We start from the raw sequence: 20,742 nt of genomic DNA on the forward strand, positions 1-20,742 counted from the left end.
TCAAGCGATCTGCTTCACTTTCTTGATCTCAAGGCTTTCCAGCTTGCCCTCTAGCGCTTTAACAAATTCTTTAAAATGTTCAGTTTTGTTATGTTTTTCCAATGCATCATCAGACGCCCAGCGCTCGAAAAATACAAAAGAACCTTCTTGGCCGCTTTCGGTATGGAGATCATATTGCAGATTCCCCTTTTCCTCACGGCTAGGGTCGATAACCTGATGAACCGCCGCTTTAACTTCAGCAACAAACTCAGGTTTCGCCACTAAACTGGCAATGACACGGACTTCCATGATTATTCTCCCATCTGATATTTAATTAGCCTACTTGCCGATAAATCAATCACTCGTCCTGCAGGACAATGTGACTTGGCGCCTCCCTATAAGAGCCCCTTTTTATATTATTTTCAACTGACCAAAATTTCCAACTAACCAAAAAATATTGTTTTCAACTTAACCGTAACAATCAGATGCATCCTAAGCGCTTTCCGCTTATCCTTATACCCCGCCGGAAACAGCACAAAAACCCATATCCTAAATAATTCGAGTTGCGAGAAGGCGGCAAGCGAGAGAGTCCCGATGAGCTTACATGAGTCAGTGATTCGGGTGATTGAACGCAGCCAACACACATGCAGCTTGAAGTATGACGGTATATATTTCATGACTGCGGAGCCCGTTAAATGACTGCACAACCTCAAACCCTGAAAATTCGCCGCCCGGATGACTGGCATATTCACTTACGTGATGACGAAATGCTCAGCACCGTGCTGCCCTACACTTCCGAGGTGTTTGCCCGAGCCATCGTCATGCCAAATTTGACCCCACCGATTACCACTGTTGCCAGTGCTATTGCTTATCGGGAACGTATTTTGGCGGCAATACCTGCAGGTCATACATTCACCCCACTGATGACGTGCTACCTGACTAATACCCTGGATGTCAATGAACTGACCCAAGGTTTTGAAAACGGTGTATTTACCGCGGCCAAGTTATATCCGGCCAATGCCACCACTAACTCAACGCATGGTGTCTCTGATATTCCAGCGATTTATCCGCTATTTGAACAAATGCAGAAGATTGGCATGCCGCTGTTGATCCACGGTGAAGTCACCGATGCCGCGGTGGATATTTTTGATCGTGAAGCGCGTTTTATTGAAACGATTCTGGAACCGGTACGCCGTAAATTCCCAGAATTGAAAATTGTCTTTGAGCACATCACTACCAAAGATGCGGCCGACTATGTGCTGGCAGGCAATCGTTTCCTTGGTGCGACCATCACTCCTCAACATTTGATGTTCAACCGCAATCACATGTTGGTGGGTGGGATTCGCCCTCACCTGTTCTGTTTGCCAATTCTGAAGCGGAGCACTCATCAAGATGCCTTGCGGCAAGCTGTGGCCAGTGGCTCAGACCGTTTCTTCCTTGGCACTGACTCTGCTCCTCATGCCAAACATCGAAAAGAATCATCTTGCGGCTGTGCCGGTGTTTTCAATGCCCCATCGGCGCTTTCGGCTTATGCCACTGTGTTTGAAGAAATGAATGCATTGGAACATTTGGAAGCTTTCTGCTCTTTGAATGGCCCGCGTTTTTATGGTTTGCCAGTTAACGAAGATTTTGTTGAGTTGGTTCGGAAACCTTTCCAGCAACCAGAGGACATCACATTAGGAAACGAATCTATCATTCCTTTCCTTGCCGGTCAGACCCTCAATTGGTCAGTTAAAGCCTGATAACACCAGCTGTAGAGCGCACTTTTCTCTGCAGCTGAAAATTTTTTTCTTAGTCAGTTGCGGCCTGAATATTTATACTGTATAAATAAACAGTATAAATATTCGGAGGGCCAAGTATGCGTGTTGAAGTCTGTATTGATAAAAAAAACCAGTTACCCGCAGGTGCTATCGAAGCACTCACCAATGAATTGAGTAAACGACTGAAGACTAAATTCCCAGATACGACCACTGCCGTACAAGTACGTTATGCCAGTGCGAATAATCTTTCTGTTTTAGGTGGAGCCAAAACGGATAAAGACCTCATATCTGAAATATTACAAGAAATATGGGAAAGCGCGGACGACTGGTTCGACGCGGATTAACCCACTGCAATAGGCTGTCAATGACGGCGATATGTTGTAGATAAATGCAGTTTTTTGCCGGGGAGTCGCTCCTCGGCTTTTTTATATCAATGAATATTGGCCCTTTCCGTTTCACATTTTTTATTTTTAACTTTCGATTCATTAATCATCAGAAAATAAATAATTTGTAAATATCTGTAGATAATCGCCAAATTCATCAACGGTTGCGTATACTGAAAAAGCTCACTCAGTATTGGGCCGCATTGATCCTCATTAGTCACTACCGTTCAGTAACTACTATATAAGGGGTCTTTATGGACAGAAATGATGAAGTTATCCAGACTCACCCGCTCGTAGGTTGGGATATCAGCACTGTAGATGTATATGACGCGATGATGATACGCCTTCATTACCTGTCTTCCATGGATCAACCGCCAGAAGATGCGCTAGTTGATAGAACACTCTGGCTGACGACTGATGTTGCGCGACAATTAATAAATATATTAGAAGCAGGCATTGCTAAAATTGAATCATCAGATTACCAAGATTTGGATCACCGTAAGCATTAATTATCACCAGCAATTAATTTCTCAAAGCTCGTAAAAAGGCACCAGTGAATATCACTCGGTGCCTTTTTATTAACCGCTCCCACTATAATATGGTGAACATCCCTTTTGCTCTCTTGGCTCTCATGTTATTACTATCGTTTTAATTTTTATGACAACTTACTGCCTTTAATTTAAATCGCTCTGGTCATTTTCAGGATAAAACTGCGTTACAAATCAAACAATATTAAATAAGATCGGGCGTTAAATAGGGTTCGCGGTGGTATTCAGCAGGGTGAAAAATATGGATTATGATTTGATTGTCATTGGTAGTGGCTCGGTCGGTTCAGCCGCAGGTTACTATGCCTCGCAAGCCGGTCTAAATGTGCTGATGATTGATAGCGCAATGCCCCCTCACCAAGCAGGTAGCCACCATGGTGATACCAGAATCATTCGCCATGCATATGGTGAAGGCGAGAAATATGTCCCATTAGTATTACGTGCTCAAGAACTTTGGGATCAGCTTTCAGCCCAGACCGGGGAAAAATTGTTCCAGGCCTGTGGTGTGCTTAATCTGGGGCCAGAGGATTCGGTCTTTCTAAAAAACTCACAATACAGTGCTCAACAATTTAATTTGCCGGTTGAGATCCTAAATGCTGCGCAAATTCGTGAGAAATGGCCGGTATTTACTGTCCCGGATAATTATATCGGCGTGTTCGAACCGCATTCCGGTTTCCTCCGCTCAGAGTTGGCGATAAAAACACTGATAAAAACCGTCACTGAAGCCGGTTGTGGCATTCTATTTAACTGCCCGGTGACCGCGATTGAGCCTCTGGATGAAGGCGTGGATGTCGTGACCATCGATGGTACCTACAGCGCTAAAAAAGTGGTTGTGACTGCTGGAACTTGGGTGAAGGAGTTGCTACCGCAATTGCCGGTAACCGCAATACGCAAAGTCTTTTCCTGGCACCATGCCGATGGCCGATACAGTGAAGGGAATCATTTCCCAGCATTCACGGTGGAAACACCGGACAATATTCATTATTACGGATTCCCTTCACAAAATGATGAATTGAAACTCGGTAAACATAATGGTGGGCAGCCCATAGAATCAGCGACACAGCGCAAACCCTTTGGCAGTTATGCTGAAGACGGAACAGAAGTATTTGGCTTTTTGCGTAATTTCTTACCCGGCGTGGGCGTTTGTTTACATGGTGCTGCATGCAGCTATGATATGAGCCCTGATGAAGATTTCATCATCGATACTTTGCCGGATAACCCCAATATTATGGTCGTGACAGGGTTAAGTGGCCATGGGTTTAAATTTGCCACAGCGCTGGGCGAGGTCGCTGCACTGTTTGCACAAGATAAACCATCACCTATTGATATTACTGCCTTTTCTTTGGCTCGATTCACGGATTCATAGCACTCATATCCGCAATTGACTCACTAAATTATTGCCAATGACTATTGAGGCTTAAACAAGTCATTGGCAATTAATTCATATCTAATCGTTAGCATCAAAACCACATTAGCCTGGTAATTAATAGCCATCAATTCATAAAACCCGCAAAAAAACATCGTAAATGCCGAATTGACGCCTTGGTCGTCAGAGGATTACCTTATCCTAGTATGCAGTCAGGTATGGTTGCAGTTAGACAAGGATGTATGTCACATGAAAATATTAATTATTGACGAGTGTTTTTATACCCGCTCAGGGGTAAATACTTATTTAAATAGTTCCGCATCTCTTAATTTAATGGATGTTTCTACCGTTGAGCAAGCAACATTAGCCATTGATAATTTTAATCCTGAAATAATAATTGTTAATCTTACGCAATACTGTCGATTCGGTGGACACTGCCCATTATTAGCACAATTCATCAACTGCTGTGGTCAGGCAAGAGTTTATATTTATCTGGATGCATCATATCCCTTTAGCGAAACGCCTATCCCTCTAACGGATTCTGTTTCAATCTTGGCTAAAAAGCATTTGCCCGAATTATTACAAAGCTTATCAAGTGTTTCAAATGATAACGATAAACCAGTGCTGCCATGTCATGCATCACTGTTCAGCCCACAAGAACATAAAGTTATGTGCTATTGGATGACAGAAATGCCCAATTACCGGATAGCCAGAAAATTAAATATCAGTGACAGTACAGTTTACTCACATAAGCGCCATATTACTGAAAAAATAAAAGTCAGAAACCGCTTGGAACTGTGCTTTATCTATAATGTATTTAAATATTTATACTAGACTTTGGCCTGTATTTAGAGACAGCATCAGCCAATAGCACTCTAGATATAGCCAAATAATACACATATATATTTATATTATGAATAATGTAGCCGAGAAAACAATGCGACATAGCTTACTGTTAAAAATATCGGTTACATTCTATTAAATGCCTTTTTATATAAACTAATTTCTATTTCCTTCAATTTTTACACACGCCTGAAAATAAGTTATTTAATTTATTATTCTCTTAGATAAAGGTTTACCCCCTAACTGATTGTTTACCCAATTAAAATCACCTACAATGGGCTATAACTTTAACCTCAGGCAGTCAGTATGTTAAGTAAATTCATCTCAATGGTTATCGATAATGTACGAGAGCATTTAATACTCTATATCTGTTTGTGGTTAATATTGTTGGCGCTGGATATTTACTTCTTTTTCTATTAACTCGCCTCTCCTTTTTTAACGGGGCCAACAGGCATCAAATCACCTGCGGCCCTCAGATGTTAAGTTACAATATGGGCGTATCCGATTCAATCTTAGCCGGCTTACCATCACTCAGTAACACTGCAAACTTATAACCGGCAGGTGTTAATTCCAGCGCGATTTTGGCAATAATGGTTAATGGAACTGACAGTAACATACCTATCGGCCCCAATAACCATCCCCAGAAAATTAATGATAAGAACACCACCAATGTTGATAACCCTAAGCCACGGCCCATCATGCGCGGATCGATGATATTGCCACCAATCAGATTAATGAGAATATAACCGCCGGTTACAGCAAAGGCGTCAGCAAAACCGTTAAAGAGTAAGGCCTGAATAATGGGTGGAATAGCGGCCAATACAGACCCGATGTTGGGAATATAATTGAGAACAAAGGCCAGTAACCCCCACAGGAAAGCAAACCTAACCCCCATCGCGGCCAAAAATAGCCAAATGACAATCCCCGTCGCAATACTAATAATAGTCTTAATCACCAGATAATGCGTCACGCCATTCAGCGCACGCCGCAAAATCGCATTCCCTTGTTCTGGGTTATCAAACATTAATTGCATTTTATAGGGAAGGCGCTCGACTTCAAATAACATGAAAACGACCGTCATTAACAGCAAGAACGTGCTAGCCATAGCACCGGAAAGGTGGCTGAGCAGGCGGGTAACAAAGTTCATGGCCATGCTGGGATCGACATGTTTCATAATGTCATCCACCGAAAACTCGATATTAAAGCGCATGGCGAACTCTTGCAGGTCACGCATTTTTTCCAGCATCATCCCGCGATATTGCGGTAGTGAGCGGGCAAATTCATTTAATGAAGAACCTAAGCGGCTAAACAGTAATGCCATCAGTAAAACAATAATGGTTACCAATAAGATGATAGCCAATGTCCGGGGGATCTTTATTTTTTCGAGTAATTTCACCAAAGGGTTTAAAACAATAGCGAGAAATATCGCCAGTAAAAAGGGAACTACAATGGGCGATGCCGCTTTGATCCCGGCCATAATCACCACCAACATTGCCAGCATCGCAACTAACCGCAACCCTTGGCCACCTACCACAGGTTTTGTCATTATTAATCCTTGTATTGGAACCGCCACGGCTCAAATGGCAAAAAAAAGACGCTAGCGGATAAAATAACCGACAACGCCTTATTTTAATAGCACTGGATATTACTTATCTGTGCCCTTTTCCGGCATAGGAATATGCATGGTTGTTTGTAGCAAACCTTTAGATTTATTAAAAATCTTAATACCATTCTCTCGCCCGGCCCGGCGAGAGCGTTGTTCTTCCTGTGGAAGCTTCAGCTCTTCCTGGCAAATCTGGCTACAGCAACCTTCAAATTTTGCGGCACAAACGGGGCATTGAATAAACAGTAAGTGGCAACCATCATTCTTGCAATTAGTATGCGTATCACTTGGGGTGCCGCACTGATGGCAATGTGCGATAATATCTTCAGATATCCGCTCGCCCATCCGCTCATCGAAAACAAAGTTTTTACCAATAAACTTAAGCGGCAATCCCTGTTCTTTTGCTTTACGGGCATATTCGATAATCCCGCCTTCGACGTGATAAACATTTTTAAAGCCATTATGCAGCATATAAGCGCTGGCTTTCTCGCAACGAATCCCACCGGTGCAATACATCACAATATTCTTATCTTTATTATGTTGCAGCATATCAACCGCCATCGGCAGTTGTTCTCGGAAAGTATCCGACGGAACTTCTATCGCGTTTTCGAAATGACCGACTTCGTATTCATAATGATTGCGCATATCGACAAACAAAGTATCGGGGTCATCAATCATCTGATTGACCTGATCGGCCTTCAAATAATGCCCAACATTACTGGGGTCGAAACTGTCATCGTCGATACCGTCAGCCACAATGCGCTCACGAACTTTCATGCGTAGCACCCAAAATGACTTGCCGTCATCTTCATGCGCAACATTCAACCGCACTTGGTTCAGCGCGGGATGAGCGGCAAACAGCGCGACTTGAAACTCATCATAACGATTTGCAGGCACGCTAATCTGGGCATTAATCCCCTCTTTTGCCACATAAACCCGGCCAAATACCCCGAGTTTAACAAATTGGCTATAGAGGTTATCACGGAAGGTTTTTGCATCTTCCAGCATGAAATATTTATAAAAAGAAACTGTGGTGCGCGGTTCGGTTTCAGCCAACATGCGCGCTTTAAGTTCCTCATTAGAAATTCGGTTATGTAACACTGGCATGGTGTACGTTCCTGTCTTTCAGAGAGGTTACTGATGAATATTTAATTATTGCTCAATGGGTTAGGTTAATCATTAGACGGCTAACCACGCTAAATCATCGCGCAATAGAACTGATATTTCGGCACCGGCTATCCCGTGCGGCGCATATAATACCTGAAACCTCGCCACGGCACATCTTTAGCGGCTATCACGCTCAGTCAAAGCAGAAAAAATAACACCCGCGAGCAAGGCAATTCCGGCAGCAATCAGTAACGGTTTGCTCTGCCAATCAGCGCCGAGATAACCCAATATGCCACCGACGACCAATAAACCCGCACTGAGTCTTGCAACTGTCATCGACGGCTCTCCGATAAGAATGAATAATATCCATTTATACACTGGAAATATCATACCGCAGAAATAAAAATCCCTCTTCGACAGACAGGGATTGGACTACTGACCAAGTTAATTTGCGGGGAAATGTGCCGGATGGGTCCCTGTTAGTTTCAAATACAAGTGCGTAAGCCGTCGGAGCGCCCATCGGGGCAATCGCCCCGCTTACATAATCATCAACCAAATGATTTATTTGATGAAGTTTTCGACAAAAAAGCATGAAAATGGCTTTTTGGTGCGCTCTTTTTTCCTGTAGTCTCCTAAAAATGCCACAATAGGCTACCTTAAAACGACAGATAAGTAGGTTGGGACTGGGCTTATTGAGGTTTTCTGATTAACTCAATGTGCACCATCAATATGTCCGAACGAATGACAATAATGCTGAGAACAGATATGCAAGTTCCGTCTTTTAATCGCTCACTACTGCACCCCCGTTATTGGCTGACTTGGCTCGGCCTCGGTATTCTCTACCTACTGGTACTGCTACCCTATCCGGTCATCTATTCCATGGGCACCTCCCTTGGCCGTTTTTCTATGCGTTTTCTTGCACGACGTAAGCGAATAACGCGGCGCAATCTGGAGCTGTGCTTCCCTGACATGCCGAAAAACGAGCGGGATGAGCTGCTGGTTAAGAATTTTGAATCCGTCGGCATGGGGTTATTTGAAACCGGCATGGCGTGGTTTTGGCCAGACTGGCGAATTAAGCGCTGGTGCAGTGTCAGCGGACTGGAGCATATCCAACAGGCTCGTGATGAGGGCAAAGGGGTTTTGTTGATTGGCTTGCATTTTCTGACGCTAGAACTGGGCGCGCGTATTTTTGGTATCTACAATCCGGGAATTGGCGTTTATCGTCCACATGATAATAAAGCCATGGATTGGATGCAGACCTGGGGCCGGATGCGGTCAAATAAAGCCATGCTTGATCGCAGAGACCTCAAAGGGATGGTTCGCAGCCTCAAGCAAGGTGAAATTATCTGGTATGCGCCCGACCATGACTATGGCCCACGCAGCAGTGTGTTCGTGCCCTTGTTTGCCGTCAGCCAAGCCGCCACCACCACCGGGACTTATCTTCTGGTGCGTATGGGTAAACCCACAATCATTCCTTTCACACCACGTCGGTTACCAGGTGGCAAAGGTTATCAACTGATTTTACAGCCCGCGGTGGATAATTTCCCGCTGGATAATGAAGTCGAAGCCGCGGCCTTTATGAATAAAGTGATCGAAAAAGAGATTATGCGCGCCACGGATCAATACATGTGGCTGCACCGGCGTTTTAAAACCCGCCCCGAGGGCGCACCTTCGCTGTATGACTAGCTTAGCTAAACGGAATTAGCTTAGAGCAAAATAATATAACAGATGATAATGAGAATTAGTTTATATCAGTTTTTTTGATACAATCTGTCAGTATTATCCGATAGAAATATAGTTGTGGTCTGACGATACTGAATTAATTTCCCTTGGTTATCTTCTGGTGACGCCCTAATTAATTCGAGTTGCAGGAAGGCGGCAATTGAGCGAGTCCCCAAGAACTTACACAGGTAAGTGACTGGGGTGAGTGAACGTAGCCAACACACATGTAGCTTGAAGTATGACGGGAATATCTTTTTCTTGATAAGGATATATATGCTCGCAACTCTTAATCTGTGGTTCACGCGGTTAACAGATCATCCGAACGGCGGTAAATTGTTATTACGCCTGACATTCGGTGTTTTGATGTTATTTCATGGCGTGGCAAAAATTCAGCACGGCACCAGTTGGATAGCCGCCTCTTTACAGGCGCAGGGCATCCCTGGCTTTGTTGCCTATGGCGTTTACATTGGCGAGATTATCACCCCGATCCTGATTATTTTGGGCTTATTTACTCGCCCTGCGGCTTTCATTTACGCCGTTAACCTATTGGTCGCGGTATTGATGGTCGGCACCGGTAAGTTCTTTACTCTGACCCAAGTGGGCGCATGGGGTTTGGAAAACGAAGCCATGTACTTCTTCGGCGGCGTGGCTATCATGCTGTTGGGTAGTGGCCGTTATTCCGTCACCAAAAATGAAGCTTATCGCTGATAATAATCTGTGCTGATAAATGAGCTGCTGCGCCCATCGCGTAGTGGCTTTTTTATTTCGCGGCAATGAGTTATAAAAAACGGTCAAAGCTCTATCCATTCAGTTATAACCTAATCGAATAAGCATATCCCCGAATTTCAAACCCTCTTTTCATTTTAATAAAAACTAACATTCATCTCATTGATGTCAATGTGCTATAGGCGCATACTTACCAAGCTAACTGTTTTATTCTTGTGCTTTGTTGCCCCTTCAAACGCCCCTATCGACGAATAAAGAGACGCAAAGCGCTCAGTTTGTTAAGAAGAAATCCCTTGTTTAATCGGTAATTTATGACCTCAGCACCACAACCTGTTAACTGGAAAAGAAACTTATTTGTCACCTGGTTAGGCTGTTTTCTAACCGGCGCGGCATTCAGTTTGATCATGCCATTCCTGCCACTGTATGTGGAACAGTTGGGTGTGAGCGGCCACCAGTCATTGAACATGTGGTCGGGTTTGGTGTTCAGCATTACTTTCCTGTTTTCCGCCATTGCCGCGCCTTTCTGGGGCAGCCTTGCCGACCGAAAAGGCCGGAAAATCATGCTACTGCGATCCGCTCTCGGCATGGGGATTGTGATGGTGCTGATGGGCATGGCGCAAAATATTTGGCAATTCTTGGCCCTACGCGCCCTGCTGGGGCTGTTGGGCGGCTTTATTCCTAATGCCAACGCGCTGATTGCCACACAGGTGCCGCGCAACAAAAGTGGCTGGGCATTGGGCACACTCTCAACCGGCGGGGTCAGTGGTGCATTAATCGGCCCATTGATTGGTGGATTATTGGCGGATAATTATGGTTTGCGGCCGGTGTTTTTTATCACTGCCGGAGTGCTATTCGCCTGTTTTGCCATGACCTGGTTTTATGTCCGCGAGCAGTTTGCGCCAGTGCTGAAGAAAGATATGCTGAATGGCCGACAGGTATTTAACTCACTGAAAAACCCTAAGTTAATCCTGAGTTTGTTTGTCACCACCATGATTATCCAAGTTGCGACCGGCTCGATTGCGCCCATTTTGACCCTGTATGTGCGCGAGCTGGCCGGAGATATCCATAATTTGGCTTTTGTCAGTGGCATGATTGCTTCGGTGCCGGGTGTCGCTGCGCTGATAAGTGCGCCGCGCTTAGGCAAGTTGGGGGATAAAATCGGGCCAGAACGCATTTTGATCGCCATGCTGGCATTATCCATTCTGATTTTAATCCCGATGGCCTTTGTACAAACCCCATTACAACTGGGTATTTTGCGTTTTTTATTGGGGGCGACAGATGGCGCACTGTTACCCGCAGTGCAGACTTTGCTGATTTATAACTGTACCAATCAGGTTGCGGGTAGAATTTTCAGCTATAACCAATCATTCCGTGATGTGGGGAATGTTAGCGGCCCACTCCTGGGTGCGGCGGTATCCGCCAGCTATGGTTTCCGCGCAGTATTCTGCGTCACCGCCGTGGTCGTGCTATTTAACGCCCTGTATTCTTACTGGTGTTTGCAACGCCAGCCCTTAAAAGCACAGCGCGAAGTTCAACAACAGCAAGATAGCTAACTCAAGATAACACCGCTGAGGCGACGAAAAGTCAGGATAAAGCAATCTAGATTTGTGTATTTTTTCAGCATAAAAACCCGCAAAATGCGGATAAAAACAGTAAAAAAAACCATAAGATTCGGTTTAAACTGATTGATAATTGCGATGAATGTCGACTTTTTATCTAAAAATACGATATAACCCCCAGTGGAAATTAAAAAATGACGTTATTATTGCGTTAAATTCTACTGTAACGCGTGTTAACTCCGACAATTGGTCACAGCGCCAAAGAGCTGACACTCGATGATAATTACACCCTAAATAATTCGAATTGCAGGAAGGCGGCAACTGAGTAAATTCCTGGGAGCTTACATAAGTAAGTGACCGGGGTGAGCGAAAGCAGCCAACGCACATGCAGTTTGAAGTATGACGGGTTTATTCGCTCATTTTAAAGCGATTCTATGGGAAGACTTTATGCAAACCTCTGTTAACACCCCTGGCGGTCGTACATTTTTTGGGCACCCTTATCCGCTCAGTGGACTATTTCTTTCCGAAATGTGGGAGCGTTTCTCATTCTACGGTATTCGCCCTCTCTTAATTCTGTTTATGGCGGCCACCGTTTTTGATGGCGGTATGGGTCTACCCCGTGAGCAAGCTTCGGCTATCGTCGGGATTTTTGCCGGGAGTATGTATTTGGCGGCACTGCCCGGCGGTTGGCTGGCGGATAACTGGCTGGGCCAACAACGCGCGGTGTGGTATGGCTCGATTCTGATTGCCTTGGGCCATCTGTCGATTGCTTTATCTGCTTTCTTCGGCAATGACCTGTTTTTTATCGGCTTAGCATTTATTGTGCTCGGCACCGGCTTGTTCAAAACCTGTATTTCGGTGATGGTCGGCACCCTCTATAAGCCCGGTGATGCCCGCCGTGACGGTGGTTTCTCACTGTTCTATATGGGTATCAATATGGGGTCGTTTATTGCACCGCTGCTTTCCGGCTGGTTGTTGCGAACTCATGGCTGGCATTGGGGCTTTGGTATTGGCGGGATTGGTATGCTGGTGGCGTTGCTTATCTTCCGTGGCTTTGCCATACCGGCGATGAAGCGCTATGACGCAGAAGTGGGGCTGGACTCAAGTTGGAATAAACCGACCAATCAACGCCAGGGTGTGGGTAAATGGGTTGCAGCCATTATGCTGGTGGTGGTGGCCATTATTGCTCTTATTTCACAGGGCGTTATCCCGATTAATCCGGTGCTAATTGCCAGCTTGCTGGTGTATGTCATTGCCGCCTCCGTGACACTCTATTTTGTCTATCTGTTCGCTTTTGCCAAAATGAGCCGTAAAGATCGCGCCCGTTTGTTGGTGTGCTTTATTCTGTTGGTATCAGCGGCATTCTTCTGGTCTGCTTTTGAACAAAAACCAACCTCATTTAACCTGTTTGCCAATGATTATACTGACCGTATGGTGATGGGTTTTGAGATCCCGACCGTCTGGTTCCAGTCAATAAATGCACTGTTTATCATCCTGTTAGCGCCAGTATTTAGTTGGGCGTGGCCAGCACTGGCGAAGAAAAAGATTCAGCCGAGCAGCATCACTAAATTCGTGATTGGTATTTTATGCGCGGCGGCCGGTTTCGCCGTGATGATGTATGCCGCACAGCATGTCCTCAGCAGTGGCGGCGCGGGCGTTTCACCCTGGTGGTTAGTGATGAGTATTTTGCTACTGACCTTGGGCGAATTGTGTCTTAGCCCTATCGGGCTGGCGACCATGACCTTACTGGCTCCAGACAGAATGCGGGGTCAGGTGATGGGGCTGTGGTTCTGCGCCAGTTCACTGGGTAATCTGGCTGCGGGCTTGATTGGTGGGCATGTTAAAGCTGACCAGCTTGATATGCTGCCAACCTTGTTTGCGCGCTGCTCAATTGCGCTGGTTATCTGTGCGGCGGTATTAATATTGCTTATCGTGCCAATTCGTCGCCTGATGAACAATACTCAGGGCCAGCAAACTGCCTAACAGTGATAAGTTAAGCTACACCAACCCGCCTTAATGGCGGGTTTTTTATGTTCAAAATAAGCTTACAGTTCCCATGCACGTTGCTGTAAAACCACCCGATAACCATCTGTATCTTCGAAAGTTTTACCACTGATATCCCAATAAGGGTTATAAGACGCCACCGCGCGAAAACCGGCAGACAACATTTGCTGGCACTGCCCTGCCCATTGCGCTTCATCCGGCAGATAAAAAACTAATAAGTTATCCTGCGTGGGCGCAAAACCTACCCGAGTGCCACGATGATGAGTAAACTCTATATGATAAGCATGATGTGGGTGACCCAGAATAGCACCGTCAAATCCTTGATGATCCGCAAAACTGCCCAACAGAGTGAACCCTAAGCCGTTACAGTACATCTCGCTGATTAATTTGAGATTATCCGTAGCTCTGGCCACTCGCATTACCGAAGTTTGTGGCAATATGGCCGCTTCTTTCGTCAAACCGGTAGCAGGCAAACCAATGGATTTGGATGACATCTAGCTCTCCTTTGATAGCACATTTGAATGCTGAGACTAAAAATGAAAATAAGACCTGCGCGACCTGCTGATTACCCCGCCATATTACAGTTGCAATCACAAAATACCCCAGCAAATTTAAGCACGGAACAGCGCAAACAGGGTTTTATTGTGTCGCAGATGGACGAAAAACAGCTGGATGCTATCAATCAAGATCTGGGAATTCTGGTGGCTATTGATGATGATCAGGTGGTGGCATTTGTCTGCCTGGCTCGCACACATCAGAAACCTCGCCCACCGGTGGTCGATGCCATGCTGGAGGCGATAAGTCAGCACCAATTTCAAGGTAAACCATTGAAAGAATTGCGGGTATTTCTTTATGGGCCGGTGTGTATTGATAGCCGTTGGCGGGGAAAAGGCGTGCTAAGTCAGTTATTTACCGCCGTTAAAGCCCATACCTGCAAAGACTTTGATGTCGGTGCCGCTTTTGTTAACCATGATAACCAGCACTCACTGGCGGCCCATGTAAAAGGGTTAAATATGACGCCGATCTGTGAGTTCACTTGCCAGCAACAACATTATCAATTGTTAGTTTTTACGACCACAGCATAGCATTACTCATAGGGGCCGTGCTGGGCGTCAATTGGCAGCATAAAAGTATCAACAATCATTGATAAAGGAACATCAATCACCGTGATGTATTTCCATGGCCCCTCGCGCATATCCCATTGCACTCCGGGGTAATATTGGTGTCCATGCCCCTGCCCCGGTACGGTGCGGCTGATAATACTGCCGCAGCCCGATAACAGCAGAATAACGGCCCCGAGCATGAGAATGCGAGTTCGCGGAAGCCAGCGGCGGGTCAGTTTAAACATGGGGTTCCATCGATTTTTAATCTTCATAGCAAGCTTTTATATACACAAAAAACGGGCAATTTATATGCCCGTTTTTTATTTTACTTCACCGCTATTTCGCGGCGGGAAACGCCTTCATATTATGCGCCAGTTGGCGATAATAACCGTTCCAGATTTTGTACTGTTCCGGCTGCTGCCAGACTTGCTGGTGCAAACGCGAAATCATGACCGGGTCACTGAGCAGTTCCAAGCGCTGTAATTTAGCCAATTTCTCCGGCCCAGCCTCTAGAGCTTGCTCCACCCGCTCACGACGATATTGCTCGATAATCGCGCGAGTGTGATGGCGAGCCGTTGCCATGGCACTGACTAACGCGTTATACGACGGGTTCATTACCGCATGGAAGAAGCCATGACTGAGCGCCCGCTGATGATTAAGTTTCAGATACTCTTCCGTGGCAACCAATTCCCGTGGCGGATTATATTCCTCTGGGATCAGGAATAATTTCGCCCGTTTACTGGCCAGCCCCAAGGTACGGCGGCTGGAGAATACAGAGACCACCGGCGACAGGATCAGCGAGAAGACGATGGGCGATAACCACCATAAGAAACGCAGATCCAACCAGGCCACACCACTCGCCCAAACCACACCTAGCAACAGTTGTGGCCCGTGGCGGACCATAGCTTCACTCCATGGCGTGGCGTCATCATCGCGCTGCGGTGAATTCCACTGCACCGACCAGCCGAGGAAAGCACTGACCACAAACACGGTGTGGAACAGCATCCGCACCGGTGCCAGTAATACTGAGAACAGCATTTCCGCCAGCATCGACAGCAACAGACGGAGTGCTCCGCCGTACTCTTTCGCCCCCTTAGCCCAGATCAAAATGATGCTGAGTAGCTTAGGCAAGAACAGCAAGACCAAGGTGGTGGAGAACAAACCGATGGCCAATTCCGGCCGCCACTGAGGCCATACCGGGAACAGCTGGCGCGGTTGCAAGAAATACTGCGGTTCCATCAGGGTATGCACCGCCTGCAAAGCCGTGCATAGCACCAGGAACATAAACCACAGCGGGGCCGACAAATAAGACATCACACCGGTGAGGAACACTGCACGGTGAACCGGATGCATACCTTTAACCAAAAATAACCTAAAATTCATTAAGTTACCGTGGCACCAGCGGCGGTCTCGTTTTAACTCATCCAGCAAATTGGGGGGCAATTCTTCATAGCTGCCCGGTAGATCATACGCAATCCACACGCCCCATCCAGCACGGCGCATTAATGCCGCTTCCACAAAGTCATGGGACAAGATAGCGCCCGCGAATGAGCCTTCGCCCGGCAAAGGTGCCAAAGCACAATGCTCAATAAACGGCTTCACCCTGATGATGGCGTTATGGCCCCAATAATGGGATTCGCCCAGTTGCCAGTAATGTAACCCGGCAGTGAACAACGGGCCGTAAACGCGGGTAGCAAATTGCTGAATTCGGGCATACAAGGTGTCCATGCCGGAGGCTTTCGGCGCGGACTGAATTATCCCGGCATTCGGATTGGCTTCCATCAGCCGCACCAAGCCCGTCAAACAGCCGCCGCTCATCACGCTGTCGGCATCCAATATCACCATATAGCTATACTGACTGCCCCAACGGCGGCAAAAGTCATCAATATTGCCACTTTTGCGTTTCACCCGACGCCGACGGCGGCGATAGAAAATACGCCCGTGCCCATCCACATCGCGGCACAATTCCAACCAAGCTTTTTGCTCCGCCACACAGATATCGGGGTCATAACTGTCACTCAGCACATAAATATCAAAGTGATCCAGTTGCCCGGTTGCGGCCACCGACTCATAAGTGGCCCGCAAACCGGCAAATACGCGCTCCACGTCCTCATTACAAATGGGCATAATCAGCGCTGTCCGATGTGCTGGATTTAGCGCCTCATCCCCTTTGATGGTGGAGGAAATGCTGTATTTGTCTTTACCAATCAATAATTGCAAGAACCCCATCAGCGCGGTCCAGAAACCGGCGGAGACCCAACAGAACAGAATGGCGAACAGAATAAGAATGCCGGTTTGCAGTAAATAAGGCAGCAATTGCATCACTGAAACCTGCCAGTTCTGCTGCCAAATTTCGAATGGATCGAGTAATGCCCAGCCCTGATAAGGTAAAATGGTCTTCATATAGCTGGTCGCAATGGTGGTTTGCAACACAATCAGTATCAGCAATATATAGCGGCGCAGAGACCCCACGCTGCGCCATTTTTTCTCGGCAAGTGCCTGTTCATGTGTTTGGGCGCGTGACACCGGGCTGCGGCCCAGTAGCGAATCCCAAAAACGCCCGACCGGATTAGTACGCCAGGCCTGCGGAGCCATACTGGTGCGCTTGATGGGCGGCGTAGCATGAATAACCGTGCGCCCCTCGTCGTCTTGCGCCAGTAATTTTTTATCAGCCAGTAATTTCTTATCGGCCAAAGCATCCGGCCATGCCGCTTGCAAGCGGGCATTGACCGAAGCCAATGCACTGTCTTGCTCACTGAAAACCACCTTTTCTGATGTACTGGCAGCTAATTGCTGATGTACCCGTGGTATCGCATCAGGTGTGCTGCCGAGCAGCACATCCTCAGGCAAAGCATCGCGCAACGCCCCTTGCTGCTGTGCAGTCAGGGGCAAATCCGCAATATAATCCTGTACAGGAGATTGATTTAACTTATTCATTGGCAGGTAGCTGATAGCTCCAGGTTTCCGTCAGGGTTTTGTCGCCATTAACCAGCGCAGCGCGCATTTCTATTGGTTTTTTGGCATCCTTAACTTTTAACCGCAGTGTCAAACGCCAGCCTTTGGTCACTGGATTGTAGCGAACACTGTTTTCGATCAATTCACCGTTGTCATCAATACTGACCTGCGAAGCCAGTGGCGCATTTTCATCCAGTGATTTCAGTACCGGGCCGACAAAATCAACCAAGAAAGCCACACTGCCGTCTGGCTCACGGATCAGATTCGACTGTTTTACATCCCCGGTTGAGCGCAGAGTTTGTTTCACATAAGCCACATCCGGTGAATGCAATTTGTCTTCATCACGGGTGAAATGCAGGCGGTAATTCAGATCGAGCGAATTCTTGGCATCCGGTAAAACATCCGGTGTCCAGAAAGCCACGATGTTATCGTTAGTTTCATCCGCGGTTGGAATTTCCACCAGCTCCACTTTACCTTTGCCCCAATCGCCACGGGGTTCAACCCAAGCGCTCGGACGCAAATCATAGCGATCGTCTAAATCCTCATACTGCGAGAATTCACGGCCGCGTTGCAGCAAACCGAATCCTTTTGGATTTTCAACAATATAAGTGCTGACTGACAAATGCTTTGGATTGTTCAGCGGTCGCCAGATCCATTCACCATTACCAGCATGAATAGAAAGACCATTGGAATCATGTAAGGCCGGGCGATAGTTCAACACCGCAGATGGCTGACTTGGGCCAAACAAGAACATACTGGTTAATGGTGCAATCCCCAGTTTCTCTACTTTATCGCGCAGGAAAACTTTAGCTTGCACATCAATGGTGGTATCGCGGCCCGGATAAACCACAAAACGATAAGCCCCGGTGGCGCGAGGGGAATCTAGCAAAGCAAAAATAACCAGGTGCTTATCATTAGGTTTTGGACGTTCAATCCAGAACTCACGAAAACGCGGGAACTCCTCGCCAGAAGCCAAGGCAGTATCAATCGCCAGCCCGCGCGCAGAAAGACCATAAACCTGGCCTTTACCAATCACACGAAAATAGCTGGCACCAAGCATGCTGATGATTTCGTCTTTTTTATCCGCTTTGTTAATAGGATAAAGCACTTTGAAACCGGCAAAACCCAAATCCTTCACTGACTCGGGGTCATGCTTGACCGAGCCAAAGTTAAAGTAGTCCGGGCTATAATTGATAGGCTTCACACTGGTGGCCGTCACTTCATTAATTTGCACCGGTGTATCGAAATACATACCTTGATGATAAAACTCTAACTTAAATGGCGTATCCAGTTTGTTCCAATACGATTTATCATGGTTAAACTGAATTTGCTGATAATCGGCAAATTTCATTTCGCGAAATTGCGATGGCAGATTACTTTTCGGCGTTTCAAAACGTTTACCCGCCAGAGCCTGTGCCTGCTTAGCCACATCATCTAATGAGAAAGCCATGGCCTGAGAAGTGAATAATGACAGCAAGAGAGCCACCCCCAGCCATCTGACGCTGTTTGCGCGTGACCCTTTTGACATTCTATTGACGTTCGACAAAATATTAACTCCCACATCTCCCCCTAAATCATAACAGCCAAATAATTGACGGTTTATCCAGCAGGTGCCGTTGATAAGTCCCGGCTAATGTTATGCCCAAACTTACACCGCCAGCCCAGTGTTTAAACCAGTGGCTAAGCCACCAGCCTAGCAAGCTAGACTAAAATACGCTATGGAAAATCATTAACCCTTATAGTAGTGTTTCTTGCCGTACTGATCCATTGATAACGCATATAGTTACCAATGAGTAATTACCATAAAAAATATTCTGGGCAAAATCAGATACGTTATTCTAATTCCGATAACAAACAGCGAATAAGTATGAAAAAAAACACTCACCAACGGGAGTACTTTTTAGACGCCATCCGCGCCTATTTGATGTTACTCGGCATTCCTTTTCATCTTTCACTTATATACTCCAGCCATCATTGGGCAGTGAATAGCAGCCATTCTTCATTGGCATTTACCCTATTAAATGACTTTATCCATGCTTTCCGCATGCAAGTGTTTTTTGTTATTTCCGGTTATTTTTCGTTCATGCTATATCAGCGTTATGAGCGCCACCGCTGGCTGCAAGTCCGGCTGGAACGTGTTGTTATTCCGTTAATTACTGCTATCCCGCTCATTACTTTGCCTCAGTTTTTCTTACTTAAAAATTACACCAGTAAATTACAAGATTGGAATTTATTTACAATTTATCAAAAAATAAATATTGCTATTTGGGAAGTTGTTTCTCACTTATGGTTTTTGTTAACACTCGCCTTATTGACCACACTTTGTTTTTATCTGTTCCAGAAGATAAAGAATAAACAGCACTCAGTTCCGACCTTGATAAAGAGAATGAATAACATAGGAAAAATCTCACTATCATTGTTTTTATTCGTGTTCATTTATTCAGTAATACGGAGAATAATATTTATCCTAAATCCTGAAATACTCTTTAATAGTGTCTTCAATTTCGTTGTGATGGAAACCGTGTTTTATCTGCCTTTCTTTCTTCTGGGCGCTTACAGCTTTATCTATCCCCCACTCAAGCAGGTTTTTCTCACCTTTTCGCCGGGTGCACTAGCTGCTTCACTCCTGTTATTTGGTGCTTACTATTTAAACCAACACTTTAATACTGCTGAGTTTTTTGCCTTCGAGCTGGATCTTATGATTAAAGCGTTAATGGGCGTGACGATGACCAACGTGGTCTACTCTCTGGGGCACCAGTTGTTCAATTATCCTTCTACACGCATCACCTACCTGGTTAATGCCTCTCTTTTCATTTATCTGGTGCATCATCCATTGACCTTGATTTATGGTGCCTTTGTCACTCCCAAAATTGACAACAATGGCGTGGGCTTTTTACTCGGAATGCTCTTTGTGTGTTTGATTTCATTTATTTTATATGAGGTTCATCGCCGTATTCCTTTGCTAAAATTCTTGTTTTCTGGCAAGTCGCAGCAGCAAACGACGCAACCAAAGTATTGTGCAAAGTAATAAAGTTATTGCTAAGCGATCTACCTAACTGCATACCGTTTTGGTCATAAAACCGCTAC

20 protein-coding genes are annotated in these 20,742 nt (G+C 46.0%); 12 read left to right on the forward strand and 8 right to left on the reverse strand.

Annotation, left to right across the window (positions count from 1 at the left end; translation table 11 throughout):
- Complete coding sequence (locus OP863_RS12150; RefSeq protein ID WP_038632247.1) at positions 1 to 288, reverse strand: putative quinol monooxygenase; 288 nt, start codon at positions 286 to 288, stop codon at positions 1 to 3.
- 386 nt (positions 289 to 674) lie between these two features.
- Between OP863_RS12150 and pyrC the strand changes: the two genes are divergently transcribed.
- From pyrC to OP863_RS12180, 6 genes are all read left to right on the forward strand, one after another.
- Complete coding sequence (gene pyrC / locus OP863_RS12155) at positions 675 to 1,721, forward strand: dihydroorotase (RefSeq protein WP_145589041.1); 1,047 nt, start codon at positions 675 to 677, stop codon at positions 1,719 to 1,721.
- A 116-nt stretch (positions 1,722 to 1,837) separates the two neighbouring features.
- Positions 1,838 to 2,083, forward strand: a complete 246-nt coding sequence (gene dinI / locus OP863_RS12160; RefSeq protein WP_038632241.1) for a DNA damage-inducible protein I — start codon at positions 1,838 to 1,840, stop codon at positions 2,081 to 2,083.
- Between the two features lie 293 nt (positions 2,084 to 2,376).
- A complete protein-coding gene (gene bssS / locus OP863_RS12165) occupies positions 2,377 to 2,631 on the forward strand; it encodes a biofilm formation regulator BssS (RefSeq protein ID WP_032819502.1) in 255 nt (84 codons plus the stop codon).
- Positions 2,632 to 2,911: 280 nt separating this feature from the next.
- On the forward strand, positions 2,912 to 4,033 hold the full coding sequence (solA, locus tag OP863_RS12170; RefSeq protein WP_265525341.1) for an N-methyl-L-tryptophan oxidase: 1,122 nt from the start codon (positions 2,912 to 2,914) through the stop codon (positions 4,031 to 4,033).
- Positions 4,034 to 4,282: 249 nt separating this feature from the next.
- Positions 4,283 to 4,867 carry a response regulator transcription factor gene (locus tag OP863_RS12175; protein WP_145591428.1) on the forward strand — a complete coding sequence of 195 codons (585 nt, stop codon included), beginning with the start codon at positions 4,283 to 4,285 and terminating at the stop codon, positions 4,865 to 4,867.
- 336 nt (positions 4,868 to 5,203) lie between these two features.
- Positions 5,204 to 5,296: a DUF2770 family protein gene (locus OP863_RS12180; RefSeq protein ID WP_235895404.1), complete on the forward strand. Its 93-nt coding sequence runs from the start codon at positions 5,204 to 5,206 to the stop codon at positions 5,294 to 5,296.
- Between the two features lie 64 nt (positions 5,297 to 5,360).
- On the opposite strand, the gene OP863_RS12185 is transcribed toward OP863_RS12180, so the two are convergent.
- The 3 genes from OP863_RS12185 to OP863_RS12195 form a co-directional block, all read right to left on the reverse strand.
- Positions 5,361 to 6,422 carry an AI-2E family transporter gene (locus OP863_RS12185; protein ID WP_038632234.1) on the reverse strand — a complete coding sequence of 354 codons (1,062 nt, stop codon included), beginning with the start codon at positions 6,420 to 6,422 and terminating at the stop codon, positions 5,361 to 5,363.
- A gap of 99 nt (positions 6,423 to 6,521) precedes the next feature.
- Entirely contained in the window at positions 6,522 to 7,586 is a 1,065-nt protein-coding gene (locus tag OP863_RS12190; RefSeq protein ID WP_265525342.1) for a rhodanese-related sulfurtransferase, read from the reverse strand.
- A 177-nt stretch (positions 7,587 to 7,763) separates the two neighbouring features.
- Positions 7,764 to 7,922: a hypothetical protein gene (locus OP863_RS12195; protein WP_038632229.1), complete on the reverse strand. Its 159-nt coding sequence runs from the start codon at positions 7,920 to 7,922 to the stop codon at positions 7,764 to 7,766.
- Positions 7,923 to 8,351: 429 nt separating this feature from the next.
- Between OP863_RS12195 and OP863_RS12200 the strand changes: the two genes are divergently transcribed.
- From OP863_RS12200 to OP863_RS12215, 4 genes are all read left to right on the forward strand, one after another.
- The gene (locus OP863_RS12200; protein WP_265525343.1) at positions 8,352 to 9,272 is read left to right on the forward strand and encodes a Kdo(2)-lipid IV(A) acyltransferase; all 921 of its coding nucleotides are present in this window, start codon (positions 8,352 to 8,354) and stop codon (positions 9,270 to 9,272) included.
- Between the two features lie 309 nt (positions 9,273 to 9,581).
- A complete protein-coding gene (locus OP863_RS12205) occupies positions 9,582 to 10,016 on the forward strand; it encodes a DoxX family protein (RefSeq protein ID WP_265525344.1) in 435 nt (144 codons plus the stop codon).
- Positions 10,017 to 10,345: 329 nt separating this feature from the next.
- Positions 10,346 to 11,587, forward strand: coding sequence for a multidrug efflux MFS transporter MdtG (gene mdtG, locus OP863_RS12210; RefSeq protein WP_145591425.1), 1,242 nt, complete (start codon positions 10,346 to 10,348; stop codon positions 11,585 to 11,587).
- Positions 11,588 to 12,040: 453 nt separating this feature from the next.
- Positions 12,041 to 13,576, forward strand: a complete 1,536-nt coding sequence (locus OP863_RS12215) for a peptide MFS transporter (RefSeq protein ID WP_038639462.1) — start codon at positions 12,041 to 12,043, stop codon at positions 13,574 to 13,576.
- Positions 13,577 to 13,638: 62 nt separating this feature from the next.
- Here the strand turns inward: OP863_RS12215 and OP863_RS12220 are convergent, their stop codons facing one another.
- Positions 13,639 to 14,091 carry a VOC family protein gene (locus tag OP863_RS12220; protein WP_145587334.1) on the reverse strand — a complete coding sequence of 151 codons (453 nt, stop codon included), beginning with the start codon at positions 14,089 to 14,091 and terminating at the stop codon, positions 13,639 to 13,641.
- Between the two features lie 42 nt (positions 14,092 to 14,133).
- Between OP863_RS12220 and OP863_RS12225 the strand changes: the two genes are divergently transcribed.
- Entirely contained in the window at positions 14,134 to 14,682 is a 549-nt protein-coding gene (locus OP863_RS12225; protein ID WP_265525345.1) for a GNAT family N-acetyltransferase, read from the forward strand.
- Positions 14,683 to 14,684: 2 nt separating this feature from the next.
- Here OP863_RS12225 and OP863_RS12230 read toward each other — a convergent pair whose 3' ends face one another.
- The 3 genes from OP863_RS12230 to OP863_RS12240 form a co-directional block, all read right to left on the reverse strand.
- Positions 14,685 to 14,900: a YceK/YidQ family lipoprotein gene (locus tag OP863_RS12230; RefSeq protein ID WP_038639457.1), complete on the reverse strand. Its 216-nt coding sequence runs from the start codon at positions 14,898 to 14,900 to the stop codon at positions 14,685 to 14,687.
- Positions 14,901 to 15,036: 136 nt separating this feature from the next.
- On the reverse strand, positions 15,037 to 17,637 hold the full coding sequence (gene mdoH, locus OP863_RS12235) for a glucans biosynthesis glucosyltransferase MdoH (protein WP_265525346.1): 2,601 nt from the start codon (positions 17,635 to 17,637) through the stop codon (positions 15,037 to 15,039).
- Positions 17,630 to 19,183: a glucan biosynthesis protein G gene (locus tag OP863_RS12240; protein ID WP_145587346.1), complete on the reverse strand. Its 1,554-nt coding sequence runs from the start codon at positions 19,181 to 19,183 to the stop codon at positions 17,630 to 17,632. The genes mdoH and OP863_RS12240 overlap by 8 nt, the downstream gene beginning before the upstream one ends.
- A 339-nt stretch (positions 19,184 to 19,522) precedes the next feature.
- On the opposite strand from OP863_RS12240, the gene mdoC reads away from it, so the two are divergent.
- Entirely contained in the window at positions 19,523 to 20,683 is a 1,161-nt protein-coding gene (mdoC, locus tag OP863_RS12245) for a glucans biosynthesis protein MdoC (protein ID WP_265525347.1), read from the forward strand.
- Positions 20,684 to 20,742 lie beyond the last annotated feature (59 nt).

The sequence above is a fragment of the Yersinia sp. SCPM-O-B-9106 (C-191) genome (assembly GCF_026183365.1).
Taxonomy (GTDB): domain Bacteria; phylum Pseudomonadota; class Gammaproteobacteria; order Enterobacterales; family Enterobacteriaceae; genus Yersinia; species Yersinia rochesterensis.

Bases quoted from the DNA above. Each gene is read 5' to 3' on its own strand.
- OP863_RS12185 (WP_038632234.1), bottom strand. From the start codon at position 6,422: ATGACAAAACCTGTGGTAGGTGGCCAAGGGTTGCGGTTAGTTGCGATG.
- OP863_RS12220 (WP_145587334.1), bottom strand. From the start codon at position 14,091: ATGTCATCCAAATCCATTGGTTTGCCTGCTACCGGTTTGACGAAAGAA.
- OP863_RS12205 (WP_265525344.1), top strand. From the start codon at position 9,582: ATGCTCGCAACTCTTAATCTGTGGTTCACGCGGTTAACAGATCATCCG.
- OP863_RS12190 (WP_265525342.1), bottom strand. From the start codon at position 7,586: ATGCCAGTGTTACATAACCGAATTTCTAATGAGGAACTTAAAGCGCGC.
- mdoH (WP_265525346.1), bottom strand. From the start codon at position 17,637: ATGAATAAGTTAAATCAATCTCCTGTACAGGATTATATTGCGGATTTG.
- OP863_RS12240 (WP_145587346.1), bottom strand. From the start codon at position 19,183: ATGTCAAAAGGGTCACGCGCAAACAGCGTCAGATGGCTGGGGGTGGCT.
- OP863_RS12225 (WP_265525345.1), top strand. From the start codon at position 14,134: ATGAAAATAAGACCTGCGCGACCTGCTGATTACCCCGCCATATTACAG.
- OP863_RS12175 (WP_145591428.1), top strand. From the start codon at position 4,283: ATGAAAATATTAATTATTGACGAGTGTTTTTATACCCGCTCAGGGGTA.
- mdtG (WP_145591425.1), top strand. From the start codon at position 10,346: ATGACCTCAGCACCACAACCTGTTAACTGGAAAAGAAACTTATTTGTC.
- OP863_RS12230 (WP_038639457.1), bottom strand. From the start codon at position 14,900: ATGCTCGGGGCCGTTATTCTGCTGTTATCGGGCTGCGGCAGTATTATC.
- OP863_RS12200 (WP_265525343.1), top strand. From the start codon at position 8,352: ATGCAAGTTCCGTCTTTTAATCGCTCACTACTGCACCCCCGTTATTGG.
- OP863_RS12150 (WP_038632247.1), bottom strand. From the start codon at position 288: ATGGAAGTCCGTGTCATTGCCAGTTTAGTGGCGAAACCTGAGTTTGTT.
- OP863_RS12215 (WP_038639462.1), top strand. From the start codon at position 12,041: ATGCAAACCTCTGTTAACACCCCTGGCGGTCGTACATTTTTTGGGCAC.
- solA (WP_265525341.1), top strand. From the start codon at position 2,912: ATGGATTATGATTTGATTGTCATTGGTAGTGGCTCGGTCGGTTCAGCC.
- pyrC (WP_145589041.1), top strand. From the start codon at position 675: ATGACTGCACAACCTCAAACCCTGAAAATTCGCCGCCCGGATGACTGG.
- OP863_RS12180 (WP_235895404.1), top strand. From the start codon at position 5,204: ATGGTTATCGATAATGTACGAGAGCATTTAATACTCTATATCTGTTTG.
- mdoC (WP_265525347.1), top strand. From the start codon at position 19,523: ATGAAAAAAAACACTCACCAACGGGAGTACTTTTTAGACGCCATCCGC.
- OP863_RS12195 (WP_038632229.1), bottom strand. From the start codon at position 7,922: ATGACAGTTGCAAGACTCAGTGCGGGTTTATTGGTCGTCGGTGGCATA.
- dinI (WP_038632241.1), top strand. From the start codon at position 1,838: ATGCGTGTTGAAGTCTGTATTGATAAAAAAAACCAGTTACCCGCAGGT.
- bssS (WP_032819502.1), top strand. From the start codon at position 2,377: ATGGACAGAAATGATGAAGTTATCCAGACTCACCCGCTCGTAGGTTGG.